30 protein-coding genes are annotated in these 26024 nt (G+C 70.2%); 21 read left to right on the top strand and 9 right to left on the bottom strand.

Going from position 1 to position 26024, the window contains the following annotated elements:
* From DNK54_RS13960 to DNK54_RS13980, 5 genes are read left to right on the top strand one after another with little or no spacing between them, the layout of a single operon-like run.
* Positions 1 to 2001, top strand: coding sequence for an acetyl/propionyl/methylcrotonyl-CoA carboxylase subunit alpha (locus DNK54_RS13960; RefSeq protein WP_110207618.1), 2001 nt, complete (start codon positions 1 to 3; stop codon positions 1999 to 2001).
* Complete coding sequence (locus tag DNK54_RS13965) at positions 2001 to 2954, top strand: hydroxymethylglutaryl-CoA lyase (protein WP_110207619.1); 954 nt, start codon at positions 2001 to 2003, stop codon at positions 2952 to 2954. The genes DNK54_RS13960 and DNK54_RS13965 overlap by 1 nt, the downstream gene beginning before the upstream one ends.
* A complete protein-coding gene (locus DNK54_RS13970; RefSeq protein ID WP_110207620.1) occupies positions 2951 to 4057 on the top strand; it encodes a hypothetical protein in 1107 nt (368 codons plus the stop codon). The genes DNK54_RS13965 and DNK54_RS13970 overlap by 4 nt, the downstream gene beginning before the upstream one ends.
* Positions 4054 to 5019: a hypothetical protein gene (locus DNK54_RS13975; RefSeq protein WP_110207621.1), complete on the top strand. Its 966-nt coding sequence runs from the start codon at positions 4054 to 4056 to the stop codon at positions 5017 to 5019. The genes DNK54_RS13970 and DNK54_RS13975 overlap by 4 nt, the downstream gene beginning before the upstream one ends.
* Entirely contained in the window at positions 5016 to 6215 is a 1200-nt protein-coding gene (locus DNK54_RS13980; protein ID WP_239460100.1) for a hypothetical protein, read from the top strand. The genes DNK54_RS13975 and DNK54_RS13980 overlap by 4 nt, the downstream gene beginning before the upstream one ends.
* Here the strand turns inward: DNK54_RS13980 and DNK54_RS13985 are convergent.
* The gene (locus DNK54_RS13985) at positions 6191 to 6883 is read right to left on the bottom strand and encodes an EcsC family protein (RefSeq protein ID WP_110207623.1); all 693 of its coding nucleotides are present in this window, start codon (positions 6881 to 6883) and stop codon (positions 6191 to 6193) included. The genes DNK54_RS13980 and DNK54_RS13985 overlap by 25 nt on opposite strands.
* 37 nt (positions 6884 to 6920) lie before the next feature.
* On the opposite strand from DNK54_RS13985, the gene aat reads away from it, so the two are divergent.
* The 3 genes from aat to DNK54_RS14000 all read left to right on the top strand — a co-directional run bounded on the left by aat (position 6921) and on the right by DNK54_RS14000 (position 8709).
* Complete coding sequence (gene aat, locus DNK54_RS13990; RefSeq protein WP_110207624.1) at positions 6921 to 7580, top strand: leucyl/phenylalanyl-tRNA--protein transferase; 660 nt, start codon at positions 6921 to 6923, stop codon at positions 7578 to 7580.
* A 178-nt stretch (positions 7581 to 7758) separates the two neighbouring features.
* Positions 7759 to 8166, top strand: a complete 408-nt coding sequence (locus tag DNK54_RS13995; RefSeq protein WP_110207625.1) for a hypothetical protein — start codon at positions 7759 to 7761, stop codon at positions 8164 to 8166.
* Positions 8167 to 8301: 135 nt separating this feature from the next.
* Entirely contained in the window at positions 8302 to 8709 is a 408-nt protein-coding gene (locus DNK54_RS14000; protein ID WP_110207626.1) for a hypothetical protein, read from the top strand.
* A 6-nt stretch (positions 8710 to 8715) separates the two neighbouring features.
* Here DNK54_RS14000 and DNK54_RS14005 read toward each other — a convergent pair whose 3' ends face one another.
* Genes DNK54_RS14005 through DNK54_RS14020 form a run of 4 tightly spaced genes read right to left on the bottom strand, consistent with a single transcriptional unit; the run spans position 8716 to position 10701 of the window.
* Positions 8716 to 9048, bottom strand: a complete 333-nt coding sequence (locus DNK54_RS14005; protein ID WP_110207627.1) for a rhodanese-like domain-containing protein — start codon at positions 9046 to 9048, stop codon at positions 8716 to 8718.
* Positions 9049 to 9084: 36 nt separating this feature from the next.
* A complete protein-coding gene (locus tag DNK54_RS14010) occupies positions 9085 to 9450 on the bottom strand; it encodes a fluoride efflux transporter FluC (RefSeq protein ID WP_110207628.1) in 366 nt (121 codons plus the stop codon).
* Positions 9443 to 9838, bottom strand: a complete 396-nt coding sequence (crcB, locus tag DNK54_RS14015; protein ID WP_204164609.1) for a fluoride efflux transporter CrcB — start codon at positions 9836 to 9838, stop codon at positions 9443 to 9445. The genes DNK54_RS14010 and crcB overlap by 8 nt, the downstream gene beginning before the upstream one ends.
* Positions 9835 to 10701 carry an Fpg/Nei family DNA glycosylase gene (locus DNK54_RS14020; RefSeq protein ID WP_110207629.1) on the bottom strand — a complete coding sequence of 289 codons (867 nt, stop codon included), beginning with the start codon at positions 10699 to 10701 and terminating at the stop codon, positions 9835 to 9837. The genes crcB and DNK54_RS14020 overlap by 4 nt, the downstream gene beginning before the upstream one ends.
* A 105-nt stretch (positions 10702 to 10806) precedes the next feature.
* Here DNK54_RS14020 and DNK54_RS14025 point away from each other — a divergent pair, with 105 nt between their 5' ends.
* The 4 genes from DNK54_RS14025 (at position 10807) to DNK54_RS14040 (ending at position 13727) form a co-directional block, all read left to right on the top strand.
* Positions 10807 to 11085 (top strand): hypothetical protein, encoded by a 279-nt coding sequence (locus DNK54_RS14025; protein WP_204164610.1) that lies wholly within the window; start codon positions 10807 to 10809, stop codon positions 11083 to 11085.
* Between the two features lie 8 nt (positions 11086 to 11093).
* Positions 11094 to 11579, top strand: a complete 486-nt coding sequence (locus DNK54_RS14030) for a nitroreductase/quinone reductase family protein (RefSeq protein ID WP_162602467.1) — start codon at positions 11094 to 11096, stop codon at positions 11577 to 11579.
* Between the two features lie 78 nt (positions 11580 to 11657).
* Positions 11658 to 12866 (top strand): ATP-binding protein, encoded by a 1209-nt coding sequence (locus tag DNK54_RS14035; protein ID WP_110207630.1) that lies wholly within the window; start codon positions 11658 to 11660, stop codon positions 12864 to 12866.
* 129 nt (positions 12867 to 12995) lie between these two features.
* On the top strand, positions 12996 to 13727 hold the full coding sequence (locus DNK54_RS14040; RefSeq protein WP_162602468.1) for an SDR family NAD(P)-dependent oxidoreductase: 732 nt from the start codon (positions 12996 to 12998) through the stop codon (positions 13725 to 13727).
* 30 nt (positions 13728 to 13757) lie between these two features.
* Here DNK54_RS14040 and DNK54_RS14045 read toward each other — a convergent pair whose 3' ends face one another.
* The gene (locus DNK54_RS14045; protein ID WP_204164611.1) at positions 13758 to 14510 is read right to left on the bottom strand and encodes an isocitrate lyase/PEP mutase family protein; all 753 of its coding nucleotides are present in this window, start codon (positions 14508 to 14510) and stop codon (positions 13758 to 13760) included.
* A 76-nt stretch (positions 14511 to 14586) separates the two neighbouring features.
* On the opposite strand from DNK54_RS14045, the gene DNK54_RS14050 reads away from it, so the two are divergent.
* The 6 genes from DNK54_RS14050 (at position 14587) to DNK54_RS14075 (ending at position 19725) form a co-directional block, all read left to right on the top strand.
* The gene (locus tag DNK54_RS14050) at positions 14587 to 15297 is read left to right on the top strand and encodes an ABC transporter ATP-binding protein (protein ID WP_110207632.1); all 711 of its coding nucleotides are present in this window, start codon (positions 14587 to 14589) and stop codon (positions 15295 to 15297) included.
* Positions 15272 to 16789, top strand: a complete 1518-nt coding sequence (locus DNK54_RS14055; RefSeq protein ID WP_162602469.1) for a hypothetical protein — start codon at positions 15272 to 15274, stop codon at positions 16787 to 16789. The genes DNK54_RS14050 and DNK54_RS14055 overlap by 26 nt, the downstream gene beginning before the upstream one ends.
* Positions 16790 to 16814: 25 nt before the next feature.
* Entirely contained in the window at positions 16815 to 17585 is a 771-nt protein-coding gene (locus tag DNK54_RS14060; RefSeq protein WP_110207883.1) for a glycerophosphodiester phosphodiesterase, read from the top strand.
* A gap of 10 nt (positions 17586 to 17595) precedes the next feature.
* Entirely contained in the window at positions 17596 to 18531 is a 936-nt protein-coding gene (locus DNK54_RS14065; protein WP_110207634.1) for a DUF5926 family protein, read from the top strand.
* 284 nt (positions 18532 to 18815) lie between these two features.
* Complete coding sequence (locus DNK54_RS14070) at positions 18816 to 19211, top strand: DUF4446 family protein (RefSeq protein WP_110207635.1); 396 nt, start codon at positions 18816 to 18818, stop codon at positions 19209 to 19211.
* A 31-nt stretch (positions 19212 to 19242) separates the two neighbouring features.
* A complete protein-coding gene (locus tag DNK54_RS14075; protein ID WP_239460101.1) occupies positions 19243 to 19725 on the top strand; it encodes a nitroreductase family deazaflavin-dependent oxidoreductase in 483 nt (160 codons plus the stop codon).
* A gap of 79 nt (positions 19726 to 19804) precedes the next feature.
* On the opposite strand, the gene DNK54_RS14080 is transcribed toward DNK54_RS14075, so the two are convergent.
* Positions 19805 to 21469, bottom strand: coding sequence for an FAD-binding dehydrogenase (locus tag DNK54_RS14080; protein WP_110207636.1), 1665 nt, complete (start codon positions 21467 to 21469; stop codon positions 19805 to 19807).
* A 196-nt stretch (positions 21470 to 21665) separates the two neighbouring features.
* On the opposite strand from DNK54_RS14080, the gene DNK54_RS14085 reads away from it, so the two are divergent.
* Together DNK54_RS14085 and DNK54_RS14090 are read left to right on the top strand one after the other, a co-directional pair.
* A complete protein-coding gene (locus tag DNK54_RS14085) occupies positions 21666 to 22358 on the top strand; it encodes an AzlC family ABC transporter permease (RefSeq protein WP_239460102.1) in 693 nt (230 codons plus the stop codon).
* On the top strand, positions 22355 to 22672 hold the full coding sequence (locus tag DNK54_RS14090) for an AzlD domain-containing protein (RefSeq protein ID WP_110207638.1): 318 nt from the start codon (positions 22355 to 22357) through the stop codon (positions 22670 to 22672). The genes DNK54_RS14085 and DNK54_RS14090 overlap by 4 nt, the downstream gene beginning before the upstream one ends.
* 83 nt (positions 22673 to 22755) lie before the next feature.
* Here the strand turns inward: DNK54_RS14090 and DNK54_RS14095 are convergent, their stop codons facing one another.
* Complete coding sequence (locus tag DNK54_RS14095) at positions 22756 to 23424, bottom strand: hypothetical protein (protein ID WP_162602470.1); 669 nt, start codon at positions 23422 to 23424, stop codon at positions 22756 to 22758.
* Positions 23425 to 23427: 3 nt separating this feature from the next.
* Positions 23428 to 24498 carry an endonuclease/exonuclease/phosphatase family protein gene (locus tag DNK54_RS14100; RefSeq protein WP_110207640.1) on the bottom strand — a complete coding sequence of 357 codons (1071 nt, stop codon included), beginning with the start codon at positions 24496 to 24498 and terminating at the stop codon, positions 23428 to 23430.
* Positions 24499 to 24570: 72 nt separating this feature from the next.
* Here DNK54_RS14100 and zwf point away from each other — a divergent pair, with 72 nt between their 5' ends.
* The gene (gene zwf / locus DNK54_RS14105; protein WP_110207641.1) at positions 24571 to 26004 is read left to right on the top strand and encodes a glucose-6-phosphate dehydrogenase; all 1434 of its coding nucleotides are present in this window, start codon (positions 24571 to 24573) and stop codon (positions 26002 to 26004) included.
* Positions 26005 to 26024: the final 20 nt, after the last annotated feature.

Raw genomic sequence — 26024 nt, forward strand, 5'->3', positions numbered from 1 at the left:
ATGGGTCTCGACAAGCTCGACCACCGGGGTGACCAGTCCGACCACCGGGGTGACCAGTCCGACCACCGGGGTGACCAGTCCGACCACCGGGCGACGGTCAGTTCGGTACTGGTCGCCAACCGCGGCGAGATCGCGCTGCGGGTCTTTCGCACGGCACGGGTCCTGGGATTGCGCACGATCGCGATCTATACCGACCTCGACGCCGCCGCGCCCCATGTGCGCGAGGCCGACGAGGCTGTCCGCGTCGATTCGTATCTCGACATCGACGCGGTCGTCGCCGCGGCGCAGCGTGCCGGTGCCGACGCGGTGCACCCTGGCTACGGCTTCCTCTCCGAGCGCGCCGAGTTCGCCCGGGCGCTGGAGGAGGCAGGCATCCGGCTGGTCGGACCGAGCGCTGCCGTGATGGAGCAGATGGGCCGCAAGGACGCCGCACGCGAGGTCGCCGAGCGTGCGGGTGTGCCGGTGGTGCCGTCGTACTCGTTGGAGACACCGGCCGACCAGCTGGCCTTCCCGGTCCTGGTCAAGGCCGCCTCCGGCGGCGGGGGCAAGGGCATGCGCGTGGTCCGCTCTGCTGCGGAGTACGCCGACGCGGTGGCCGCGGCCGCTCGTGAGGCCAGGTCCGCGTTCGGGGACGACACACTCCTGATCGAGAAGTACGTCGAGTCGGGCCGCCACATCGAGGTGCAGGTGATGGGCGATCGTCACGGGCGTGCTGTCCACTTCCACGAACGTGACTGCTCCACCCAGCGTCGACACCAGAAGGTGCTGGAGGAGGCGCCCGCCCCCACGATCGGAGCCGAACTGAGGGAGGCGGTCACCGCTGCCGCCGTCGCCTTGGCCGAGCAGGTCGGCTACACCGGAGCCGGCACCGTCGAGTTCCTGCTCGACAACGCGACCGGCGACTTCTACTTCCTCGAGATGAACACCCGGCTCCAGGTCGAGCATCCCGTCACCGAGATGGTGCACGGCGATCACGACCTGGTCGCCGATCAGCTGAGGATGGCCGAGGGTGCGCCCCTGGCCGAGGGCGGGCAGGTCCGCGGGTGGGACGGTCACGCGATCGAGGCGCGGGTCTATGCCGAAGACAGCTTCAACGGGTTCCTGCCGCAGGCCGGTCGAGCCGGCGTCGTGCACTGGCCCGGCGCGCATGGCGGGAGGGCGTCCCGCGTCCGTGTCGACCACGCGCTCGAGTCCGGACAGGTGGTCAGCACGTCCTACGACCCGATGCTCGGCAAGGTGATCGCGTGGGGTCGCGACCGCGAGCAGGCGCGTCGAGCGCTGGTTGCCGCACTCGACGACACCGCAATCCTCGGTCTCACCACCAACGCCGGGTTCCTGCGTGCGCTGGCCGCCAGCGACGAGTTCCGATACGCCACCATCGACACCGCCTGGCTGGACCAGCACGAGGTGCCCGCGCCCGATCCGACCGTGGCCCGCCTGATCGGTGCACTCGTCGTCGCCACCCGGCTCTCCGGCTCCGGCCATCCGTTCGCGGCCGACGGCTGGCGCGCCTCCCGCCTCACGGAGGGTCTGCGAGTCGACCTCGACGAGGAGCTCCGGGTGCTCGTCGACGCCGACTCCTCCACCATCGACGGACGCGAGCTCCGGATCCTCGAGCGCGACGCGCTGGACGACGGTGCGGAGCGGTTGCGCGTCGAGGTCGACGGCGAGCGTCACGTTGCCTTCGTCGCGGTGAGCCCGAGTCAGGTCGAGGTGGTGCACCGCGGTCAACGACATGTCTTCGAGCGGCCCGACCCCAACGCCTCACACGGGGAGGTGCGCGGCGAGGGCTCGGTGACCGCGCCGATGCCCGGCACGGTGCTCCAGGTGCTGGTTGCCGAGGGTGACACCGTGGAGGCAGGGCAGAGCCTCGGGATGATGGAGGCGATGAAGATGGAGCTCACCCTCAAGGCGCCGTACTCCGGCACTGTCACGACGGTCGCCGCCAGCGTCGCGCAACAGGTCGCCCTCGGCGACGTGCTCTTCGAGGTGACGGACTGATGGCTCGTCCAGCGCTGCCGATGGAGCAGACCGAGGCCGGGCTGCCGGAACGGGTCACGATCTGGGAGGTCGGGCCGCGCGACGGCCTGCAGAACGAGAAGACCGTCGTGCCGGTGGAGGTGAAGGCGGAGTTCATTCGTCGACTGCTGGCGGCTGGGCTCCCGATCGTGGAGGCGACCAGTTTCGTGCATCCGCGTTGGGTGCCGCAGCTGGCTGACGCCGCCGAACTGATGAGCGGGCTGGGCGAGGCCGGCCGGGACCTTCCGGTGCTCGTCCCGAACGAGCGCGGGCTGGACCGGGCTCTCGAGCTCGGGTTGCGTCACGTCGCGATCTTCGGTTCCGCCACCGAGACCTTCGCGCAACGCAACCTGAACCGTGACCTGGAGAGCCAGTTCGCCATGTTCGAGCCCACGGTGCGCCGCGCCCGGGAGGCGGGTCTCGACGTCCGTGCGTACGTGTCGATGTGCTTCGGCGACCCCTGGGAGGGTGCTGTGCCCATCGAGCAGGTCGTGATGGTGGGCTGTCGCCTGCTCGACCTTGGCGCCTCCCAGCTCAGCCTCGGAGACACTATCGGCGTCGGGACTCCCGGTCATGTGACGGCGCTCGTGCGCGCGTTCGCCGCTGCCGGAGTAGGCACCGAGCGCCTGGCGGTGCACTTCCACGACACCTACGGACAGGCGCTCGCCAACGCACACGCGGCGTTGCTCGCTGGCGTGACGACCTTCGATGCCAGTGCCGGTGGTCTCGGCGGCTGCCCGTATGCGGAGAGCGCCACCGGCAACCTCGCCACCGAGGACCTGGTGTGGATGTTGCGCGGCCTCGGGGTCGAGTCCGGGGTGGACCTGCCGGCCCTGGTCGCGACCAGCGTGTGGATGGCGGAGCAGCTCGGCCGGCCCAGCCCCTCCCGGGTAGTGCAGGCGCTCGGGACCCGTGGGGCAGAATCGGGCGCATGAGCTCACCGGTCGTCTTCGTGCACGTCGGTGCGCCGAAGACCGGCACGACTCATCTCCAGGACCGGCTCACCCGCAACGCCGCGCGCCTCGCCGCCCACGACGTGCACTTCCCCGACCGTCTCCGGCCGGGCGACGCCGCGTTCTTCCACTTCCAGGCGGCGCTCGACCTGCTCGACCAGGACTGGGGTGGTCCGCCGGGCCACGCGCAGGGCGCCTGGTCGGCGATGGCGCGCCAGGTACGTCGCCGCTCGGGCACGGTCGTCATCTCCCACGAGATCCTCGCGGGAGCGAAGCCTCGGCACGTCGCCCGCCTCCGCGCGGATCTCGACGGTGCGGAGCTGCACGTCGTCTACACGGTGCGCGACCTCGCCCGCCAGCTGCCGGCTGCCTGGCAGGAGAGCATCAAGCAGGGCCGCTCGTGGAGTTTCGCCCGTTTCCTGGAGCGCGCCCAGGAGGGTGGCCCGTGGTTCATGAAGGCGTTCGACCTGCCACGGGTGCTCACCCGGTGGTCGCGCGACCTGCCGCCCGAGCGGGTGCATGTGATCACGGTGCCGCGCCCCGGTGCCCCGGCCGATGAGCTCTGGTTGCGCTTCTGCGCCACGGTGGGGATCGATCCGGGCCATGCTCCTGAGTCCGCGCACCGGCACAACGAGTCGATGGGGATCGAGCAGGCTCAGGTGCTGCGGCAGCTCAACGCGTCGCTGGAGCGGCACGCCGGCCATGCCCAGGGCAGGCGCCGCGGGGGTGACCTCGACCAGCTGATGATGCGCATGGTCGAGCAGGGCGCCTTCGCTGGCGGCCGGCGTGCCATCACGCTTCCGCCCGACCTGTACGACTGGGCGAACGCACACAGTGAGCGCTGGATCTCCTGGCTCTCGGGCTCCGGCGTCGACGTCGTGGGCGATCTCGACGAGCTCCGCCCGGAGCGTCCAGCAGTGGACGCGCGCTGGCATGACCCGGATCGGCCGCGTAAGGGCAGGATGACCGAGGTGAGCATCGACGTACTGGCCGACTTCGCGCGCGAAGCCGCTCGACGCAACGCGCCGGAGCAGGCACTGGCGCCCCGTGTGCGCCGGACCATCACCAGGTTGACGCCCTCGTGACGGGCACCGACGCGCGCGGTTGGGGGTGGGTAGCGCACCTCCGCGAGGGTGGGTGCACCCCGTGGGCCGAGTTCACCGGCACGGCCGCCCCCGATGCCGGCCCGTTCCCCGGCGCCGCGCAGCTCGAGCTGGCCCGCCGGGTCAACCTCGCCGGCGGCTCGACTGACGTCGTACGCCGCATCCTCGGCACCGGAGCGCCGGCGCGCGGGCGTCAGGAGTTCCTGCTGCGCGGCGCGGTCGCGGAGCGCGACTACGGCCCGCGCCCGGTCGATCCGAGCGAGGTGCCGCCGGCGGAGCTGGTGCGGGTCGCGGTGGGTGCTCTCGCCGAGCAATTGGCCCGGGCACCACGACTCCCCGCACCGGCACCACAGCGGCGACGCCGCTGCGCGCGCGGCAGCGGGGTGCTGGCGTTGCCGCTGGCGCCCGTCGACGCCTTGCTGTACGACGTGTGGGCGAGTCGGGCGGCACGTGGCCCGGTGTTGCCGTGGCCGCAGTGGACGGTCCGCTCTGCGCACCTGGAGCGGGTGCCTGCCGCGCTGCGCTTCCGCCGGCGTGGCGAGGAGTGGCGTGCCACGGGCTTTCGGCGCCGGGTCGAGCTCACCGCCGCGGCTCTGGGTCCCGTCATCGAACCCGAGGCGGTCGAGGTCGTGCGGAAGGTGCAGCCGCTGCTCGGCGGCCTCGTCGACCCCACCCGTCGTGCGGAGCTGGTCGACCGGGTGTTGCGGCCCTGGATGGAAGCGCGCACCGGGGGCACGGCGTTGGTGGTTCCGGAGGAGGCCAGGGCATGGGCACGCGGCGTCGCGGAGGGAATCGCGGCAGACGTCCGTCGTGCTGGATACCCTGTGCGCGGAGACCTGGGGACCTTGTGGGCCATGGCGGAGGCCGGACGGGCCCGTCCGCTCGGTGAGCGTGTTCTCGAGGTGACGGTGCAGGTGTTGTGCGACGGATGGGAGACGCGGTGAGCCGGAAGCGGGTGCTCCTGCATGTGGGGACGCCGAAGACCGGGACCTCCTATCTCCAGGACGTGCTGTTCAACAATCGTCCGACGCTACGGGCCGCGGGCATCAGTTACCCGGCCGAGCGGTTCGACGGGCAGTTCCTCGCGGCTCTCGACCTGATGCGGCTCCCCTGGGGCGGCCTCGAGCAGGAGGCCGTCGGCGCCTGGGACGAGCTCGCTGACCGCACACGCAAGTGGAGCGGCACCACGATCATCAGTCACGAGATCCTGGCGAACGCCTCCCGGCCACAGGTGCAGCGCGCCCTCGAGTCGCTCGGCCATCCGGAGACCGAGGTGCACGTCGTCCTCTCGGTGCGTGACCTGGTCCGGCAGATACCTGCGGAGTGGCAGGAGAACGTGAAGCACCGCCGCACGATCGGCTTCCGGCGCTTCCTCGACGAACTGCAGGACCCGGAGCGCGAGGGCCGGATCGCCAGTTGGTTCTGGTCGGTCCAGGAGGTGCCCGAGATCCTCGACCGTTGGGCCGGCGACCTGCCCCCCGAGCAGGTGCATGTGGTGACGGTGCCGCCGTCCGGCTCGGACAGCTCGATGCTGTGGGACAGGTTCGCGCGCGTCTTCGGGTTGGCCGGACTCGATCTCGACCTGCACGTGGAGCGGGTGAATCCGTCGATGGGGGTGCCCGAGACGTCCCTGGTCCGCAAGATCAACAAGCGGGTCAACGACTCGGTGGAGCCTGCTCACTACCGACCACTGGTGCGCGAGCTCCTCGCTCACCAGACTCTCTCGAAGCGCCGTGGCTCACCGCGTCTGGCGCTCCCGCCCGACGTGTGGGAGTGGGCGCGCGACCTGTCGGAATCGTGGGTGGAGGAGATCCGCGCCCGCGGCGTCGACGTCGTCGGCGACCTCGCTGACCTGCTGCCGGGCGCCGAGCCGGCCGAGTTCTTCGACCCGGATCGCCCGCGGCCGCGTCAGGTCAACCGGGCTGCACTCGACGCCATCGAGGCGCTGCTCCGTGAGGGCGTGCGACAGCGCGAGCTGGAGGAGGAGCTGCGTGCCCGGGTCGCCGACCTCGAGCAGGCCCTCGAGCGCGCCTACCTGCGCCCCACCTACCGGGCGCGGGAGAAGGCAGTGCGCAAGCTCGAGGACTCCGGCCTCGGTCGCGGGATGATGAGCACCTACCGCCGAGTCCGGGGACGCTGACCCGCAGCGCGGAACTCACGCTCGGCGTACTTGCCGACCTGCCAGGTAGCGAAGCCGTCTGCGCTCATGCCCACGGCGCCACCGATCATCGGCACCTTGCGGCCCACGGTGGTCGCCAGGCGCTTGCCGGTGACCTGGGTGATCAGGTCGCCGGCGACCTTCGCGGCCAGCCACTTCTCGAGCTCGCTGTCGGACGGGCGGTTCAGCAGCTCTCCGGGGCTGCCCGGAAGCTTGCCCTTCTTGCGCAGGTTCTTCACCGTGTCGGGCCCGGCCAGGGTGGCGAGGACCGCGGTGCGCAGGCTCGGGTCCTCGAGGTCGGCGCCGTAGAGGTGGGCGATGCAGGCGATCATCCGGCATTGGATGAGCGCCAGACCGGTGACGTTGGCCGGCAGGGTCACCGCCGAGGTCACCAGGCCGCCGATGTTGGTGGCGAAGCCCTGGGCCGCGGCGTACTTCACGTGCCGGGTCACGATGGCCTGCACTGCGCGCTCGACCTTCCCGTCCGCCTCCCGCAGCACCTTCCAGCAGAGGAACGCAGCCGGTGGGAGCGGGCCTACGCCCTTGACCGCGCGGTCGAGCGCCTCGAGGACGAAGCCGGAGGTCAGCTCTGGTGCTGCGCGCACCGCGTGCGGAGCCATGGCGCCGGTGATCTTCTTGCCCATACCCATGCCGTCATCGTAGGAGGGGACGCCTACGCTCGGGGTTGTGCCGATCGAACCGGAGCCGTCGCGCTGGGTGTTCGGTGTGCCGGCTGCCGACGCCGACGACCTGGTGGCGATCGGGGCCGACCTTGCTCCGGGGACGCTCCTGGCGGCGTACCGGGCGGGCTGTTTCCCGATGGAGGTCTCCGGTGAGCTCGGCTGGTGGTGCCCGGTCGAGCGCGGCGTGCTGGAGCTCGACGGCCTGAAGGTCTCGAAGTCGCTGCGCCGGTCGTGTCGTGACTTCGAGATCAGGGTCGACACCGCCTTCGAGGAGGTCCTGGACGGCTGCGCGGACCCGGCGCGCGACGGCGGCTGGATCACTCCGGAGATCCGTGCGGCCTACCTCGAACTGCACCGACTCGGGTGGGCCCACTCGGTCGAGGCATGGCGGGAGGGGGAGCTTGCCGGTGGTCTGTACGGCGTCGCGATCGGTGGGCTGTTTGCGGGGGAGTCGATGTTCCACCGGGCTCGCGACGCGTCGAAGGTGGCGTTGGTCGGACTGGTGGAACTGCTGCGATCGGCCGGTCCGGAGCGGCGGCTCATCGACGTGCAGTGGCAGACCGAGCACCTCGGCACGTTGGGTGTCGTGGAGTGGCCGCGATCACGTTACTTGGCGGCTTTGCCCGGGGTGTTGAGTGTGCCCGCGCTGAAATCTTGGACATGATGCGGTTTGGCCGGGCCGGCTCCGGGTAACAAGCGGGACGAGCCGGTGAGGTTCACCCGCCCGACGACTGGAGTTGGGAGGGTCGAACTCACCCCGTCACGCTCTTGGGTGACGGTGGTTCGGCTCGGGCGACGTCCGCATGTGGCTGTCGCCGGATACCGAACGAAGGGGAATAGACGTGAAGCGACTTGCGCTCATCGGAGCATCGCTGGTGCTGGTTGGCGGCATGGCTGCCGCATGTGGTGGCTCGCCGGAGGACGCCGACAAGGACGACTTCTGCAAGGCGATGCAGAAGGTCGGCGAGGCCGAGAACGAGGACGCGTTCAAGGACGCGATGGACGAGCTCAAGGACACGGGCACGCCCAAGGAGATCAAGGGCGACGCTCGCGACGGCTTCGAGGTCCTCACCGACCTCGACTGGGACGACCGTGACAACGACGACGCTGTCGACGGCGACGACAAGAAGAAGGTCGAGGCCTTCAGCACCAAGTACATGGAGGTCTGCATGGGTGACCTCCAGAAGCAGATGGAAGACCAGATGGACGACGTTCCCACCGACGGTCTCTCCACTGAGGGCACCGAGTGATCTGAGCCTCGGAGAGGCGGTGACCCGCCGACCGTAGCGACGAAGGGCGCCCGAGCCGATGGCTCGGGCGCCCTTTGCTGTCCTTCCCGGCCTTCTGGCAGGCTCGGCCCGCCGCTGTCTGCCGAGAGGACCACCATGAAGAACGCCGCTGGACTCACCGCCGTCTTGCTGTTGATCGGAGGGCTGGCCGCCGGCTGTGGTGGTTCGGACGACGACACGGGTGGGGACAAGGCTCAGGCGAAGCAGGCGGCGATGCCTCAGGACGCCGCGACCGAGGACTTCTGCTCAGCGATGCTGGACCTGTCGGGCGGCGCTGCCGCCGACAAGGAGGCGTTCCGGGCGGCGCGCGAGAAGCTCAAGAAGACAGGTACGCCGAAAGAGATCGTCGGCGACGCTCGCGAGGGCTTCGTCGTCTTCGTGGCGGCGCTCGACGCGGTCGAGGACCCGGTCAAGGCCGAGGACCCCGGCTTCACGAAGGACGAGCAGGCGAAGCTCGACAAGCTCTCCACCGAGTTCGTGAAGATCTGCCAGGAGGCGAAGTAGCTCCGCTCAGACCACGAGGGGAGGCTGCCCGGTCTCACTCACCATCGGCCGGCCCGCCGCCTCCCAGTCGAGCATCCCGCCGTCGAGGTTGACGACGTCTCGGCCCTGGTGAGCGAGGTACGCCGTCGCCTGGGCGGAGCGGCCGCCCACCTTGCAGACGACCAGGGTCTGCTCGGTCGGCACCTCCTCGAACCGCTCGCCGAGCTGGGAGAGTGGGATGTGCAGTGCTCCCTCGATATGCCCGTGGTCCCACTCCACCTGCTCACGTACGTCGAGGATGTGCAGACCGGCGGGGAGGGGATCGGGTACGCCGGCGATGGCGACGGTGGGGACGTTCATGGCTTCGAGCCTGCCACAGTGGGGTGGCCCGCGGACTCACCCGGCGAGGGTGACGCCCAGCCAGGCGAGGCCGATGCCGCCCGCGAGGTGGGCGACGAGACTGCCGAGCGCCACCGACCACTGCCCCGTACGGATCAGCGCGCGGGTGTCACCGGCGAGCGTGCTCCAGGTGGAGAGTGCCCCACAGAACCCGGTCGCCGCAGCGAGCAGCAGCCATTCCGGCAGGCCGCCACGCTGGCTCGCCGCGAGCAGGGTGCCCAGCACGAAGCAGGCGATCAGGTTGGCGACCAGGATGCCCCACGGGCGCTCGACGTCGCTGCGATGACGCAAGGCTTGGTCGATGTGATGGCGCAGGGCCGCCCCGATCGCGCCGCCGAGCGCCACCCACCAGAGATCAGGCATGGCCGGGCTCCCGACTGCCGGCGAGCCGGGCCCCGAGCGAGACCGCGGCGAGCGCGAGCGCGACGGTCGCGCCGACGTACGCCGCGGCGAGGCCGGGCCGGCCCGCTTCGAGGAGCTGTTGGGCCTCGACTCCGAAGGCCGAGTAGGTGGTGAAGCCGCCGAGGACGCCGGTGCCGACGAAGGGACGCATCAGTGGATGTGCGCCCGGCCGTCGGGCGAACGCGATCAGGACGCCCATGGCAAGGCACCCGCTGACGTTGATGGCCAACGTCGTCCAGGGGAAGGTGCCGCCGACCGTGGGCCAGTGCTCGGCCGCTGCCCAACGCAACGTCGCACCGAGCGCACCGCCGAGCGCGACGGCGAGCGTCGTGTGCCTGGTGCTGCTCACTTGAGCAGTTTGCTCATGCGTCGGTCGGCAAGCGCCTTGCCGCCGGTCTGGCAGGTGGCGCAGTACTGCAGGCTGGAGTCGGCGAAGCTGACCTCCCGTACGACGTCTCCACAGACCGGGCACGGCTTGCCGGTGCGCCCGTGCACGGCCAGGTTGGACTTCTTCTCACCCTTGAGCTCGCTCATCGCAAGGCCCTCGGAGCGCGAGACTGCCCCGCTGAGCGTGTCGCGGATCGCGGCATAGAGGGTGGCGAGGTCGTCGTCGGTCAGCGAGCTGGCAGGTTTGAACGGAGACATGCGGGCAGCGTGCAGGATCTCGTCGGAGTAGGCGTTGCCGATCCCGGCGATGGTGCCCTGATGGCGCAGCACTCCCTTGATCTGGGCTCGCCCGGCCTGGGTCAGGATCTCTGCGAGCCGCTCGCGCGTGAACTCCTCGCTCAGCGGGTCGGGCCCGAGTCGCGCGATGCCCTCCACGTCGGCCGGATCGCGCACGATGTAGAGGGCGAGCGACTTCTTGGTGCCGGCCTCGGTGATGTCGAGTCCCGAGTCGTCATCGAGCACGATCCGAGCTGCGAGCGGAGACTTGCCGCCAGGACGGGGCGGGAGCTGGGGCACCTCGTCGCGCCAGCGGATCCACCCTGCTCGTGCGAGATGGAGGATCAGGTGCAGGCCGCCGGTCGTGATGTCGAGGAACTTCCCATGGCGGCCGACGCTCTCCACGAAGGTGCCCTCGACCGCGGAGAGCGGTGGGTCGTAGGTCTTCAACGCGCTGAACGCCGCCAGGTCGATGCGGACGATCGCGCGGTCTGCCAGGCGCTGGGAGAGATCCAGCGCCAGGGCCTGGACCTCGGGCAACTCGGGCACGCTCCCAGGCTAGCGGCTACGTCCGTCGGCGGTCTGTCGACGAGGGGACGCGGTCGCCCCCGCCGTTCTGATGACAGGTGCGGATCGCGGGGGCACACTGGAGAGATGACCAGTCGTGCCGTCTCCGCGACGGGCTCGATCTTCATCGACGCCCGGGGGAGCGACCGCGCGCTGCGGGTCACCTGGCACCACGAGGCCGGACTGGTCGTGCTGTCGATGTGGCGCGACAACGTCTGCGCCGGCACGTTCCGGCTCCCCGTGGATGCGGTACCCGACCTGATCGACCTGCTGCGCTCGGGGCTCGAGGTCGCCTACCGGGGGGCCTCGGCCGGGGTCCCGGCGCCGAGGAGCGTCGCTGCGCCGCCGCAGGCCGAGACGGCATGATCTGACGCATGGCCCTACCCAAGGAGAAGCCGCCTGGCCTCGACTCGCCCGTCGTCGCTCGGCTCATCAAGTACGGCGCCCGTGCGAACGTCGCGCTCTTCCGGCTGACCAACGGACGCATCGGCGCGACGTGGCGGATCGGCGCAGGTTGGCGCAAGCCGGTGCCGGTGCTTCTCCTCGACCACGTGGGCAGGCGCAGCGGCAAGCGGTTCACCACCCCGCTGCTCTACCTTGCTGACGGGGAGCGTCTCGTGATCGTCGCGTCGCAGGGCGGGTTGCCCCGCCACCCCCAGTGGTTGCACAACCTGGCCTCGGCGCCGGAGACGACCGTGAGCCTGCCCCGCGAGCGCAACAGATCCGTGCGGGCGCGGGTTGCCGATGCGCAGGAGCGGGAGCTGCTGTGGCCGCGACTGGTGGAGCTCTATGCCGACTTCGACAACTACCAGAAGTGGACCGACCGGGTGATCCCCGTCGTGGTGCTGGAGCCGCGCTGACCTGGTCGGCCTGAAACAGGGCTATGACTCGCTGCCGATGTCTAAGGGAAACCCTAGAGAGCGCGATAGCGTCCGATCGTGGATCCGATTCGCAATCCCTACGCCCCCGGAGCCGGGCAGCGGCCGCCGGAGCTGGCGGGGCGCGACGTGCAGCTGACGGCCTTCGACGTGGTGCTGGAGCGGGTCGCTCGCGGCCGTCCGGAGCGCTCCCTGGTGCTCACCGGACTGCGCGGCGTCGGCAAGACCGTGCTGCTCAACGCGCTCCGATCGGCAGCGGTCCGCAAGCGCTGGGGCACCGGCAAGCTGGAGGCGCGGCCCGACCAGGGCCTACGTCGCCCGCTCTCGTCGGCCGTGCATCAGGCCGTCCGCGAGCTCGGACATCCGGAACCCGACCAGGTCGACCACGTGCTCGGCGTGATCCGTGCGTTCGCCCAACGCGACGCAGGAGCGGGGGCCAAGCTCAAGGAGCAGTGGAACCCGGGCATCAGCGTCCCGGCCGCACGCGGTCGTGCCGACTCCGGAGACATCGAGATCGACCTGGTGGAGCTCTTCACCGATCTGGGTGGCCTGGCTGCCGACAAGGGGCTCGGCATCGCACTCTTCATCGACGAGATGCAGGACCTGGGAACGGACGACGTCTCCGCACTCTGTGCGGCGTGCCACGAGATCAGTCAGTCCGGATTGCCCCTCATCGTCGTCGGTGCGGGCCTGCCGCACCTGCCCGCAGTCCTCTCGGCCAGCAAGTCCTACTCCGAGCGGCTCTTCTCCTACCAGCGCATCGATCGACTGGCGCGCGATGCCGCGGACCGCGCACTCGAGGCGCCGGCGGCGGAGGAGGAGGCGGCGTACGACGCGGGGGCGCTTGCCGCCATGTACGCCGCCACCGGCGGATACCCCTACTTCATCCAGGCCTACGGCAAGGCTGTCTGGGACCGCGCGCCGCGGTCGCCGATCACTGCCGACGACGTCGCGGTGGCGGCCCCGGAGGCGGAGGCGGAACTGGCGGTCGGCTTCTTCGGCAGCCGGTTCGAGCGAGCGACGCCGGGGGAGCGCGACTACCTGCGCGCGATGGCGGACGCGGCACTGAGGCTGGCGGAGAGCGAGGAGGTCGACGAGATCGGCTCCGTGCCCACTGCTGCAGTCGCCGAGGTGCTGGGCAAGAAGCCGCAGTCTCTCTCCCCGGCGCGCGACGCCCTGCTCAAGAAGGGGCTCATCTACTCCGGTGAGCGTGGCCGGATCGCCTTCACCGTGCCGCACTTCGGCAAGTACCTGCGCGAACAGGCCTGACGACCCTCCTCCCTGTGTGGGCTGCCGGTCGAGGAAGGTGCGTGGGACGGGGATCGCCACCGAAGTGGAACACGTTCTATTCTGGTGCTGGCCGACGACCCACGGCCACATCGACTCCCAGGAGGAACCGTGACCGAGACTCCCCGTGCCCAGCGCTTCACCGACCGCCGGGTCGTCGTCACCGGCGCGGCTGGCGGCCTCGGCAAGGTCGTCGCCGATCTGTTCCGCGCCGAGGGCGCCCGCGTCGTGGCGACAGACGTCGCCGTAGCCGAAGGTGTGGTCGCCTGCGATCTCTCCGACGACGTCGCTCGCGATGCCTTCGTCGCGGACTCCCTCGCCGAGCTCGGCGGCCTGGACGTGCTCTGCAACGTGGCAGGCATCCTCAAGTTCTCGCCCCTGCCCGTCATGAGCGCCGAGCTCCTGCGCAAGCACTACGAGGTCAATGCGCTGGCGCCGCTGATGCTGGCCAAGGGCTTCTCCGAGGCGCTGATCGAGAGCACGGGAAACATCGTCTCGGTCGCCTCGATCTCCTCGGTCATGGGCCAGCCCTACAACGTCGCGTACTGCTCCTCGAAGGCCGCGCTGCTGCTGGGCATGCGCGCCCTCGCCATCGAGTTCGGCGCCCACAAGGTGCGGGTCAACTGCGTCTCGCCGGGCGGTATCGAGACCCCGATGACCGGCAACGCCGCGACCGGCCTGCCCGAGGACGTCAACTGGGAGTGGATCGCCAAGTCGCAGTCGGTCATCCCGGGCTTCATGCCTCCTCAGGACGTGGCGGAGTCGCTGCTCTTCCTGGCCTCCGACGCCGCTGCTTCGATCACCGGTGCGAACCTCGTCGTGGACCGCGGCACGGTCTGGTGAGGAACGGCGCGCTGGCTCGGCCGGACCCGCTCAGGCCCAGCGCGCCAGCCACTCCTTCGAGACCGCTGCCAGCCCCATCTGCCAGGTCGGGCCGAAGCTGATCCGGCCTGCCCCCGCGCGCCGCAGCATGGCCAGGTCGCCGTCGTCTGGCTTGGCGATCGCGTTGACCGGGAGCGGAAGCTCGGCGCAGAGCCGGGTCAAGGTCGCCTCGTCATGGAACGCCACGGGGTAGAGCGAGTCCGCGCCCGCCTCGGCGCACAGCCGCATCCGGGCGATGGCGTCGTCGACGCGGGTCGCCTCGTCGCCGTGCTTGCCCTTGAACCAGTCGGTCCGTGCGTTGATGACCACGTGGACGCCGGCCCGCTCGGCCGCGGCACGCAACCCCGCGACGTACTCGGCGTGCTCCTCGGCGGTACGCAGGCGGCCACCGTCGGAGTGCACGGTGTCTTCGATGTTGAGCCCGACGGCACCGGCGGTCAGCAACTGGTCGACCAGGCCGGCGGGAGAGAGGCCGTAGCCTGCCTCGAGGTCGACCGAGACCGGGACCGAGACGGCCTCGGTGATCTGGCGGACCCGCGCGACCACCTCGTCGATGCCCATCCCCTCTCCGTCGGGACGACCGATCGAGTCAGCCATCGGATGGGAGCCGACGGTGAGGGCGCTGAAGCCCGCGCTCTCGGCGAGTCGTGCGGACCAGGCATCCCAGCAGGTCGGGAGGACGACGGGATCACCTGGACGGTGCAGTGCGAGGAGGCGGTCGGCGAGGGCGGCGAGTTCGGTCATGCGATCCAGCGTAGGGATTGGATCGATTCCCACAAGGGCAGCGCTCTTTGGTCGTAGTCTGCGCGCGGGAGGGCAGATGGACGGAGCGGCAGTACAGATCCGCGGGCTGACGGTCAGGTTCGGTGAGGTGGAGGCCGTCGCCGGGCTCGACCTCGACGTCCCAGCCGGTCGGGCGACCGGACTGCTCGGTCGCAACGGTGCGGGCAAGTCGACGACGATGCGGGTGCTGGCCGGCGTGGTGCCGGCAACGACCGGGTGCGTGCACGTGGTCGGCATCGACGTCGCGCGCCGCCCCGTCGACGTGAAGCGGCGGATCGGCTACTGCCCCGATGTCGGGGGCCTGGTGCCGCAGGCGACTCCGTGGGAGCACCTGCAGCTCGCGGCGACGCTGCACCGGCTCCCCGACGGTTGGCAGCGTCGCGCCCGTGAGCTGCTCGAACGGTTCGACCTCGCCGACGCGGCGCATCGGCCTACGGCGGGCTTCTCGCACGGGATGGGCCGGCGCCTCTCCGTGCTGCTGGCCGATCTCGCCGAGCCTGAGGTGCTGCTTCTGGACGAGCCCTTCGACGGTGTCGACCCGAACGGTGCCGACGCGACGGTCGACCTCATCGACGCCGCCGTACGCCGTGGTGCCGCCGTGCTGCTCTCCACTCACCTGCGTGACCTCGCCGTGCGCGCCTGCGACGCGATACTCGTGCTCCGCCGGGGAGAGCCGGTGGCCACGCACGCTGCGTTGACCCTCGCCGGCGAGGAAGGTGACCGTGCCTATCGCAGCCTCCTCGACTGAGTTCCTCACCAGCCTCCGTGAGGAGTTCGCCGACGCCCGTACGGTCCTGGCCTTCCGCCGGGCCTGGGGTGGGCGACGTCTGCGCTGGGTGGGCTGGTCGCTGGCGCTCGTCACCGTGCTTCTCGCTCTCCTGCCGGCGTACGTCGATCCTCCGGCGGCTCACCTGCCCGGCGGCGGGACGCGCATCGACGGGGCGGTGCTGCCGTGGCTGTGGTTCAGTCTCGTCCTGGTGACCGCTGGAGGAGCGATCGGCAGTGGGGGCGGCCGTGCGCTGCTGCCGAAGGAGCAGGCGGTCGCCTTCCCGATCGGTCCGGTGGCCGACTACCTGGGCTCGGTCCTTCTGGCGCCGCTCAACGTCGCTTGGCTGGTCCAGGTCTGGCTCCTCCTGGCCCTCACCACTCATACTGCGGGACCAGGTCGGATCGTGCCGGCGAGCTTGCTCGTCCTCGGCTGGGTGCTGTGCGCGACCGTGCTCGGTCAGGCGTGCGGGTGGCTGGCGGAATGGATCCGCCGTGGTCCGGCGGGGCCGCTCGGCCAGCGACTGGTGATCGCGGGCGTCGCTCTCCTGGGTGCGCTGGCCGTGGCTGCAGGTGCGCGTCCGCTCGGAGCAGCAGCGCTGATCGAGTCGACCCGCTCCGGCGCCGCTTGGCTGGCGGGCCTGGCGGTGCTGGCGCTGCTGACCGTCGCGTTCCTGGTGGCAGGAGCCTTCCCGGCAGTCCGGGCACTCGCTCTGCCCTCACGTGACGAGGCCAGACTGCAAGCCGTCGACCGCGCACCCCGGCCGACACCGGAGCCGACCAGCGTCGGCATCCATCGCATGCTGGTGCGCGTCGACCGAGCCTCGGTCTGGCGCACGGTCGCCGTCCGGCGGGGTGCGGTCCTGCTGGCAGTCCTGCCGGTCGCGGGTGCCTGGGCTGAGGTGTCCTGGACGGTGTTGGTGATGGTGCCCGGCCTGGTCGGTGCCGGCGCGCTGCTGCTCTTCGGTGTCAACGCGTGGTCCTTGGACGGTCGTGGCCTGCTCTGGCGGGAGAGCCTGCCCGTCGCGCCGGCTGCGGTCTTCGACGCCCGTTTCCGGGTCGTCGCGGAGGTGCTGCTCGCGGTCAGTCTTCCCGGGACCGTGGTGCTGGCGATCAGCACCGGCACCGGCGTCCGCGAACTCGTGGTGCTTGCCGCCGCCTGCCTGGTGTTCACCGCCCAGCTTCTCTCGGCGGCCGCCCGTTGGTCGCTGCGCCATCCCTACCCGGTCGACCTGAGCAGCGCTCGTGCCACCCCGGCCCCGCCGATCGTCATGGTCGGCCATGCCGCCCGGCTCTCCCTCACCGTCAGCTGCACGGGACTGGTCCTCTCGGTGCTCGTTGCCGCGCCCGACTGGCTGGTCGGGTTCGTCGTCGTACTCCTGCTCACCCTCTCGATGGGCAGGATCCGACGTGCCCGACGCCGTTGGTCCGATCCCGTGGTGCGTGCGCGGGTGGCGGGTCGGACGGCGTCCTGACGTGACGGCCTTGCATCATGGGGGCATGCAGGTCGTGGCCCACCGGGGCGCCAGCCATGAGATCGCCGAGCACACGCTCGCTGCCTACGCCGAGGCCATCAGGATCGGTGCGGACGGCCTCGAGTGCGATGTGCGTCTGACCGCAGACGGCCACCTGGTCTGCGTCCACGATCGCAACCTGCGACGCATCGCCTCCTCGCGCGGCCTGATCTCCGCGATGACGCTGGAGGAGCTCAACCGGCACGACTTCGCGTCGTGGAAGCACCAGTGGGCCGATCTCGACGACGAGGCGCCCATGGTCGACCGGGAGACGGGGGTGCTCACCCTCCGCAAGCTTCTCGAGACGGTCGCCGACGCGGGCCGTCGCGTCGAGCTGGCGATCGAGACCAAGCACCCCACCCGGTACGGCGGCCTGGTCGAACGCCGGCTCGCCCATCTCCTCGACGAGTTCGGGTGGACGGGCCTGGATTCTCCGGTGCGGGTGATGAGCTTCTCCTACACCGCCCTGCAAAGAATGCAGCGGCTCGCCCCGAAGCTGCAGCTGGTGCAGCTGATCGAGAAGGCGCACCACTGGCCGATGCTGCGCCGACTCGTGGAGCCGGACTGGATCATCGGCCCGGGCATCGGAGAGCTGCGCGACCATCCCGGGCTCGGCAAGCACCTCAATCTGGCTGAGCGCGAGATCCATGTCTGGACCGTCAACACCGAAGCGGAGCTGAGACTCTGCCAGGAGCTGGGCGTGACCGCGGTGATCAGCGACCGCCCGGCCTACATGTTGGAGCTGCTGGGTCGGTAGCCTCCCCGTCATGGGAAAGCGTTCACGCAACAAGGGCCGTGAGGCCGCGACCACCTCTCCGGGCGAGACCGGTCCGCGCCAGCCCTGCCCCTGTGGCTCGGGCCGTCGCTACAAGGCCTGCCATGGGGCAACCGACGGACCACCTCCGACCTTCGTCGCCCGGCCGTTCGCCGAGTTCGCCGGCGAGTGCGACCTGGTCGCCATGCGTGAGCTCGTGCCCGCCGCGACCTCGCCGCTGACCCTGCGCGACTCGGACCGTACGGTGCGGCTCTGCACGCTGCTGCCGGGAGCCGCGCCCGCGATGGTGCGCGACACGGGCGACATCTGGCTTGGCCTGCAGGTGCAACACAACTTCGGCGACCCGGCCCGTGACCTCGGTGCGGTGCTGGCCAAGGCACTCGACGCCGAGTCGGGGATCGTCGGCCTGACCTCGGCGCCAGGGGACGGACCGCGGTTCGGCGACCTCGTCGTCGACGCGCCGCTGCAGGTGACCGTCCACGACGGGTTCGGCTTCTGGGTCGACGACCTGGCCGAGCAGGGGCCCGAGATCGCCGCCGCGCTCGAGCAGGCCAACGGTGCGGTGAACCCCACCGACCGGCTCACCTCGGTCGACGCGGCGTACTGGACCCGGATCGGCGCGAAGGAGCACCTGCGCTGGGTGATGCCCGAGCCCGAGGACGAGTTGCTCAACGGTCTCGCGCGGCTGCACTCCCGTGGTCAGGACGTCATCGCCGAGGGCGCCCGGTTGGTCGGCATGTTCCGTGCGCACGGCCTGCTTGCCCCGGTCTGGGACCTGCCGGTCGGCACCGGCGCGGAGGCTTTGGAGGAGCCCGCTGCCGCCTTCGCCGCGGCGCTGAGCGCGGCGGTCGCCGAGGGCCCCGAGCTCACTGCCGAGGAGCGCGCCGCCCGCTCGGGATTGGCGAACCGTCAGGTCACCATCCGCTGACCGGAGGCGGTCCTGCTCACTCTGCACAGTTCGGGCAAGACCGACTTGTGACCGCGACCGCTTCTGGAATACATTTCGACCGGCTTGGTCGTTGCCGTATCCCCCGTCGGCAGCGGCCAAGCCTTTTTCGCGCCCTCCGGTGGTCGAGCTGGTCGAGACCACTTCAGCAAGAGGTCTCGACCAGCTCGACCACCGGGGTTGGGCTCGACCAGCGGGCTGGGTTTGACCAGCGAGGGTGGCGCGGGCGCGCCTGCCAGCGGCGTCGACGGCCTAGGCTCGCGGTCATGCCGATGTTTCTCGCGCTGCTGGCCCTCGTCCTCGCCGTCGTCGCCCTGAGCCTCGCTCTGCAGCCGCGCCTGGTCGCGCGCCGCCGATCACAGTTGGCCGACGGTCTGCCCGAGGACGTCTTGGGGCTGCGTCAGGAGGTCGCCGCGCTGCGCGCGGAGGCGCGTGGATCGCTGCGGCATCTCGCCGTCGTCCGCTACGACGCCTTCGGCGACATGGGCGGCGCGATGAGCTGGTCGGTGGCCCTGCTCGACGATGCGGGAGACGGCGTCGTCCTGACCTCGATCCACGGACGCTCGGAGGCGCGCAGCTACGCGAAGCCGGTGCTCGCCTGGAGCAGCGACCAAGTGCTCTCGCCCGAGGAGGCAGAGGCGATCACCAACGCCCGGCCCTGATCTGCGGCAACCTGCCTCTAGATTGAGCACCGTGTACGCCGCCTATGCCCGCCTGGTCCGCCCGCTCGCCATCCTGATCGGCAGCCGGCCTTGGTTGCCCCGGATCAACCGTCAGCTCGTCGCCGTCGACAAGTTCCTGCAGCGCCTCACGCGCGGGAACGTCGGTCTGGTGGCTCTGGCCGGACTCCCCGGCCTGATGCTGACCGTCAAGGGAGCGAAGAGCGGTCTGCTGCGCAGTACGCCGCTGCTGTGCGTGCCGCACGAGGGAGGTTGGCTGGTCGCCGGATCCAACTGGGGCCACCCCAAGCCGCCGGCCTGGGTCGGCAACCTTGCCGCCGCCTCGGAGGCGTCGGTGAACTTCCGCGGCACCGAGTACGCCGTCACGCCCCACGAGGCCGTCGGCGCGGAGCGGGAGCGGCTCTGGGTCGTGATGAACCGCACCTGGCCCAACTACGCCAAGTACGCGACCCGGACCGATCGCACGATCCGGGTCTTCGTGCTCGAACGCAGCTGAACCTGCTGAGGGGCCGTTTGCGCGGTCTCAACCCGTCATTTGCGCAATCTCAACGTGTGCTTTGCGCGAGCTCGACGGTTCAGTGGCTGAGAGCCAGCCCGGCTGCTCGCCCGGAGAAGATGCAGCCGCCGAGGAACGTTCCCTCCAACGCGTTGTAGCCGTGCACCCCGCCGCCGCCGAAGCCGGCGACTTCACCTGCGGCGTACAGCCCGGGGACCGGAGAGCCGTCGGCTCCGATCACCTGGGAGTCCAGGTTGGTCTGGATGCCGCCGAGCGTCTTGCGGGAGAGGATGTTGAGCCGCACCGCGATCAGCGGGCCGTTGGCCGGATCGAGGATCTTGTGGGGTGAGGCGACCCGGATCAGCTTGTCGGTGCGGGAGAGGCGAGCGTTGTTGATCGCCATCAGCTGCAGGTCTTTGGAGAAGGAGTTCGCCAGCTCGTTGTCGCGGGCCACGATCTGAGCCTCCAGGTGAGCCGGGTCGAGCACCGCTCCGTCGCGGCCCAGCTCGTTCATCCCGGCGACGAGGTCGGCCAGGTTGTCGGCGACCACGAAGTCCTCGCCGTGCTCCTTGAACTTCTCCACCGGCCCGGGCGCACCCTTGGCGAGGCGCGACTGCAGCATGAACTTGAGGTCGCGGTTGGTGATGTCGGGGTTCTGCTCCGAGCCGGAGAGCGCGAACTCCTTCTCGATGATCTTCTGGGTCAGCACGAACCACGAGTAGTCGTGACCGGTGGCGAGGATCGCCTTCATCGTGCCGATCGAGTCGAATCCAGGGAAGTTCGGCGCCGGCAACCGGTTGCCCAGCGCGTCGAACCACAGTGATGACGGCCCGGGGATGATCCGGATCGCGTGGTCGGGCCAGATCGGGTCCCAGTTGTGGATGCCCTCGGTGTAGGCCCACATCCGGTCGGAGTTCACCAGGTTCGCACCTGCGCGCTCGGAGATGGCGAGCATCCGGCCGTCGACGTGTGCCGGCACGCCGGCGATCATGTGCTTGGGCACCGGCCCCAGACGATCGATGGGCCAGTTCTTCCGCATCAGGTCGAAGTTGTGACCGATGCCGCCCGAAGTCACCACCACGGCTGGGGCGCGAAGCTCGAAGTCGCCGACGACCTCCCGTGAGGACTTCACTCCGCGGGCCAGGTCGGTCGGCTCCAACAGGGAGCCACGGACGCCGACAGCCGCGCCGTCCTCGACGACGATCTCGTCGACCTGGTGGCGGAAGCCGAACCGCACCAGGCCTGCCTTCTCGCCCGCCAGCACCGGGTTCGCGAAGATCTCCACGACCGCGGGGCCGGTGCCCCAGGAGAGGTGGAAGCGCGGCACCGAGTTGCCGTGTCCGGTCGCCGAGCCGGAGCCGCGCTCGGCCCAGCCCACGAACGGGAGGAACTTCAGGCCCAGGGAGCGCACGTAGTCACGCTTGCCGCCGGCTGCCCACTCGACGTACGCGCGGGCCCACTGCCGGCCCCAGACGTCCTGGTCGTCGGGACGATCGAACGCCGCCGATCCGGCCCAGTCCTGGTGGGCGAGCTCGACGTTGTCCTTGATCCCCATCCGGCGCTGCTCGGGGGAGTCGACGAAGAAGAGGCCGCCCAGTGACCAGAAGGCCTGCCCACCCAGGTTGTTGCGGTTCTCCTGGTCGAGCACCAGCACCCGCTTGCCGGCCTTGACCAGCTCGTGGGTGGCGACCAGGCCGGCCAGGCCGGCGCCGACCACGATCACCTCGGGTTGGAAGTCGCTCATGGGGGTCTCCTGGAGGTGGCGGGCGGGTCGGCCGTCAATCTACCCAGGATCCATCAAGTGGGACGAGTGTCTCAAGAAGCCTCGATGGAGTGGTGGGGCTGCCCCATCCACTCCCGCGCAGCCCGCACGCTCCATCGAAGACTTTGCTGACGAGGGCAGCCACGATCGTGGTTCCCCGATACGAGATCATGGGTCGGTGCGGATCGGATGGGTGGAGCAGCTCGGGCGACCGCTGTTGCGCGACATCCTGCTGGTCAACGTCGCTATCGGCATCGTCGGCATCTCCTACGGCGCGATCACCGTCAGCCAGGGGCTCCCTATCTGGTTGCCCAACCTGATGTCGGTGGTGGTGCTCGGCGGAGCCAGCCAGTTCCTCTTCACCGGCCTCCTCGTCGCCGGCGCCAGCCCGGTGGCCGCTGTGGTCGCCGGCGCGCTGGTCAACGCCCGGCACCTGCCCTTCGGCTTCGCCCTGGCCGACACCGTACGGCGGCACCCCTGGCTCGGCTCCTACCTGATGATCGACGAGGTGGTCGCGTTCACGCTCGCCCAGCGCGACGAGGAGCGGAGGCGCGCGACCTTCTGGGTCTGCGGGCTCTGCCTGCTCTTCTTCTGGAACCTCGGATCGCTGATCGGAGCACTGGCCGGCCAGGCCGTCTCGGACACCGAGCGCTGGGGGCTCGACGCGGCCTTCCCCGCCGTGCTGCTGGCGCTCGTGCTGCCCGCGCTGCGCGACCGCAGGGTGGCGAAGGTGGCAGCGCTGGGCGCCGTGATCGCCGTCGTCCTCACGCCCTTCCTTCCCTCGGGGACCGCGGTGCTCAGCTCCCTGCTCGCGTTGCTCGTCCTCCGGCCGGGCAAGCGGGAGTCGACCGCGGCAGGAGGGGGGCGATGATCAGCACCACCACACTGCTGGTGGCCGCCGGAGCGCTCGGGGTGGCGACGTACGCCTTCCGGGCCGTGGGTCCGGTGCTGCACACGCGGCTCACGATCAGCGAGACGACCCGGGAGCTGATGTCGACCGGCGCCACCGTCCTCCTCGTCGCCCTGTGCGTCACCTCGGCGCTCTTCGACGGCAAGGAGTGGGCCGATCCGGCCCGTCCTGCAGCCATCGTCGTCGCGGGCGTGATGGCGTGGCGTCGGTGGCCCTTCCTCGCCATCGTTCTTGTCGCAGCGGGCGTGGCGGCGACACTGCGCGCCCTGCTCTAGGTCGAAGCAGCGCAAATTGCGCGTTGAGTTCGCGCTCATGGCGGGTTGAGTGTGCGCAAATGGTGCGTCGAGCCAGCAGCGACTCAGCCGGCGCGACACCCCTGGGCGTCGCAAGCGATCCGTTCCGTCGGATCGGACGCGGCGACACGGCGTAGATCGACGATCGTCTCCGGCAGCCGGGCCAGGGCGGACTGCTCGACGACCACCAGATCGAGCTGCTGGGTGATGCGGTGGGCAGCGACGAGGAAGAGATGCTCCGGCAGCTTCGCCGGGTCGAGCTCCTCCAACACGGCCAGTACTGCGGCAGCACCGTCGGCCGGCGTCGGCTCCGCCATGCCGTCGGGCACGGGAGGGAAGCCGGCCTCGAGCCAGACCTCGTCCTCGCCGACCTCACGCACGCTCAGCTGGGCCGGCTCGATGTGAAGGTCGGCAGCAGCGAGCGCGACCGGCGCCGCCACCACGAGGTCGTACGGATCCACACGGACCTCGCCGACCCGGACCCGTGAGATGCGCTCCTCCTCCAAACGCTCCCAGGCTGCCTCGATCTCCGTCGTGCGTGCACCGTCGCTGAAGACGACCTCGCGGATCCCGTCGCGTTCGAGGCTGATGGTGTCGATGACGCCGGGTTCGTCGAGGAGGTCGCCGATCAGCCGGTGCCGACGCTGGTCCGCAGAGGTGAGCCAGAGGGCGAAGCCGGCCCCCACGAGTGCCAGGACGATCAGCCCGGTCAGCATCCGTGTGCGAGCCGTCATCGGTCAGCGGCCCTTGCGCACGATCTTCTGACGACGTTCGGGGAGGGTGGCGGTGGCGACCACGATCGGATGGTCGGTGGTGCGGGCGACGGCGGCGCTTCGGTCGGCGACGTACCCGCTGAAGGTGACCTGCTTGGACCCGAAGATCCAGTCGACCTGCATGGGGGAGGGCGGCAGGCAGGCGCCCTCGTTGCTGCCTCCGTCGGCGGCCCGCAGATCGGTGTTGCCGGTGAGGCCGCAGAAGTAGCCGGTGCGGTCGTTCATGTCGCCGGTGAAGAAGACCGGGTAACCGTCGAGGGCGAGCGTGTTGGCCAGGTCGATCTCGCGGCGCAGTGCCTCAGCCCGCCACCGGGAGGCGTCACCGTGGGCGTTGGCAGGGTTGTGGAAGTTCGCCACCCAGATGCGCTGCTTGGTCTCCAGGTGCTCCAACTGCACGTAGGGCATCTGCCGGATCTCGCCGAAGAAGTAGGGGATGGAGACGGTCTCGGTGCGCACGGCCCGGAAGACCGAGCGGCGCCACGCGATCGAGTTGGGCATGGAGAGCCGGTCGCTGCCGCCGGGGTAGACCTCCCAGGTGCTCGACCGGCCGTTGAGCACTCCCCACTGCTGCGGCTGCAGCTCCTGCATGCCGACGACGTCGACCTGGTGCGCGTCGAGCAGCCCGAGCTGCCAGCCCATCCGGACCGGACCGGCGGCGAGCCGGGCCTTGTGGCCGCCCGGCTCGGTGTGGGAGTGACCGAGCAGGTTGAAGGAGGAGATCCGGAAGCTGGTCTGCGGGAAGATCCGGACGGCAGGCTTCCGCTTCAGCGTGACCGGGGGCGCCTTCAGCTTGCCCGGCGGCCGGGCAGGGAGCGGATCGTCCGGCTTGCTCTGCTTGGTGGGCTCGCTCGTGCGCGGCATGGGGTCGTCGGTCAGGTCGGACCCAGGGGAGGTGACCACCGGAGCACTCGGGATGACCGCTGCCTCGGGGGTGCCCTCGTCGGGGCCGACCATGAGGAAGCCGAGCACGAGCACGAGTGCGGTGATCAGCGCGGCAGGCGCGATGATCATCACGGACTCGGGCAGCTTCTTCACGCCGGAAGGGTACCTGCCGACCCGGTAGCGACGTGGCTGCTGCAGTCACCTTCTGCGTGGCAGGCTGGACTCATGGCGCAGCAGAAGGCTGGATCACCCGGGCCCCCGACGACGGTCGTCCTCTTCGGAGCGAGTGGCGATCTCGCCCGGCGCAAACTGCTCCCGGGTCTGCTCCATCTGTGGCGAGCCGGGCTGCTGCCGCAGCTCCGGGTGGTCGGCACCTCCCTCGAGACGCACACGCGCGACTCCTTCGTCGAGCTGGCCCGCACGGCGATCGCGGAGCACAGCGACGACGCCGAGGACAAGGCTGCCTTCGAGGAGTTCGCCCGTCTGCTCCACTGGGCCGAGCCTGGTGTGGAGGGGCTGCGCGCGACGGTCGAGGAGGCGGAGTCCGACTGCGATCAGCAGCACGCCCGCCTGCACTACCTCTCGGTGCCGCCGAAAGCCGCCCTCTCGGTCGTTGCGGAGCTCGACGAGGCGGGCCTGGTGCCCGGTAGCCGGATCGTCATGGAGAAGCCGTTCGGCACCGACCTCGAGTCGGCCCGTGCTCTCAACGAGGCGATCCACGAGGTCTTCGACGAGTCGCAGATCTTCCGCATCGACCACTTCCTAGGGAAGGAGGCGGCACTCAACATCCTCGCCTTCCGCTTCGCCAACGGGCTCTTCGAGCCGATCTGGCACCGCAACAACATCGACCACGTGCAGATCGACGTGCCAGAGACGCTGGGGCTGGAGGGACGCGCCTCCTTCTACGAGAACACGGGTGCCTACCGTGACATGGTCGTCACGCACCTCTTCCAGGTCATGGCGTTCACGGCCATGGAGCCTCCAGTCGCTCTCGACCCGCAGTCCATCAGTGAGGAGAAGCACAAGGTCTTCCGGTCGATGCTGCCGATCGAGCCGAGTGACGTCGTACGCGGGCAGTACGACGGCTACCGCGCCGAGCCCGGCGTCGACCCGAAGTCGACGACCGAGACGTTCATCGCGTTGAAGTGCTTCGTCGACAACTGGCGGTGGGCCGACGTGCCGTTCTTCCTGCGCACCGGCAAGAAGCTCGCTGCCGGACAACGGATCATCTCGATCGCCTTCAAGGAGCCGCCGAAGTCGATGTTCCCAGCCGGCTCGGGGATCGGCGACGACGGGCCGGACCACCTCACCTTCGATCTGGCAGACGCCTCCCGGATGTCGCTCTCCTTCTACGGCAAGCGCCCCGGCCCGGGCTTCCAGCTCAACAAGCTCTCCATGCAGTTCGCCATGGAAGACACCGGGTGGGCGGGTTCGGGCCTCGAGGCCTACGAGCGCCTGATCCTCGAGGCAGTGAAGGGGAACCACACGCTCTTCACCACGTCGGAGGGTGTCGAGCGACTGTGGGAGATCTCCCAGCCGATGCTCGACAACCCGCCGCCGGTGCGGGTCTACCCGCAGGGCTCCTGGGGCCCGAACCAGATCCATCAGTTGATCGCCCCGCACGGGTGGCGGCTCCCCTTCGAGCGCACCTGGCACTAGCGAGTTGCTTGACCTTCCCC

This window comes from Nocardioides daejeonensis (assembly GCF_003194585.1).
In the GTDB taxonomy this organism is placed as follows: Bacteria; Actinomycetota; Actinomycetes; order Propionibacteriales; family Nocardioidaceae; genus Nocardioides; species Nocardioides daejeonensis.

Bases quoted from the DNA above. Each gene is read 5' to 3' on its own strand.
- DNK54_RS13960 (WP_110207618.1), top strand. From the start codon at position 1: ATGGGTCTCGACAAGCTCGACCACCGGGGTGACCAGTCCGACCACCGG.
- DNK54_RS13965 (WP_110207619.1), top strand. From the start codon at position 2,001: ATGGCTCGTCCAGCGCTGCCGATGGAGCAGACCGAGGCCGGGCTGCCG.
- DNK54_RS13970 (WP_110207620.1), top strand. From the start codon at position 2,951: ATGAGCTCACCGGTCGTCTTCGTGCACGTCGGTGCGCCGAAGACCGGC.
- DNK54_RS13985 (WP_110207623.1), bottom strand. From the start codon at position 6,883: ATGGGTATGGGCAAGAAGATCACCGGCGCCATGGCTCCGCACGCGGTG.
- DNK54_RS14000 (WP_110207626.1), top strand. From the start codon at position 8,302: ATGAAGAACGCCGCTGGACTCACCGCCGTCTTGCTGTTGATCGGAGGG.
- DNK54_RS14005 (WP_110207627.1), bottom strand. From the start codon at position 9,048: ATGAACGTCCCCACCGTCGCCATCGCCGGCGTACCCGATCCCCTCCCC.
- DNK54_RS14010 (WP_110207628.1), bottom strand. From the start codon at position 9,450: ATGCCTGATCTCTGGTGGGTGGCGCTCGGCGGCGCGATCGGGGCGGCC.
- DNK54_RS14025 (WP_204164610.1), top strand. From the start codon at position 10,807: ATGACCAGTCGTGCCGTCTCCGCGACGGGCTCGATCTTCATCGACGCC.
- DNK54_RS14030 (WP_162602467.1), top strand. From the start codon at position 11,094: ATGGCCCTACCCAAGGAGAAGCCGCCTGGCCTCGACTCGCCCGTCGTC.
- DNK54_RS14045 (WP_204164611.1), bottom strand. From the start codon at position 14,510: ATGACCGAACTCGCCGCCCTCGCCGACCGCCTCCTCGCACTGCACCGT.
- DNK54_RS14050 (WP_110207632.1), top strand. From the start codon at position 14,587: ATGGACGGAGCGGCAGTACAGATCCGCGGGCTGACGGTCAGGTTCGGT.
- DNK54_RS14060 (WP_110207883.1), top strand. From the start codon at position 16,815: ATGCAGGTCGTGGCCCACCGGGGCGCCAGCCATGAGATCGCCGAGCAC.
- DNK54_RS14065 (WP_110207634.1), top strand. From the start codon at position 17,596: ATGGGAAAGCGTTCACGCAACAAGGGCCGTGAGGCCGCGACCACCTCT.
- DNK54_RS14070 (WP_110207635.1), top strand. From the start codon at position 18,816: ATGCCGATGTTTCTCGCGCTGCTGGCCCTCGTCCTCGCCGTCGTCGCC.
- DNK54_RS14080 (WP_110207636.1), bottom strand. From the start codon at position 21,469: ATGAGCGACTTCCAACCCGAGGTGATCGTGGTCGGCGCCGGCCTGGCC.
- DNK54_RS14090 (WP_110207638.1), top strand. From the start codon at position 22,355: ATGATCAGCACCACCACACTGCTGGTGGCCGCCGGAGCGCTCGGGGTG.
- DNK54_RS14095 (WP_162602470.1), bottom strand. From the start codon at position 23,424: ATGACGGCTCGCACACGGATGCTGACCGGGCTGATCGTCCTGGCACTC.
- zwf (WP_110207641.1), top strand. From the start codon at position 24,571: ATGGCGCAGCAGAAGGCTGGATCACCCGGGCCCCCGACGACGGTCGTC.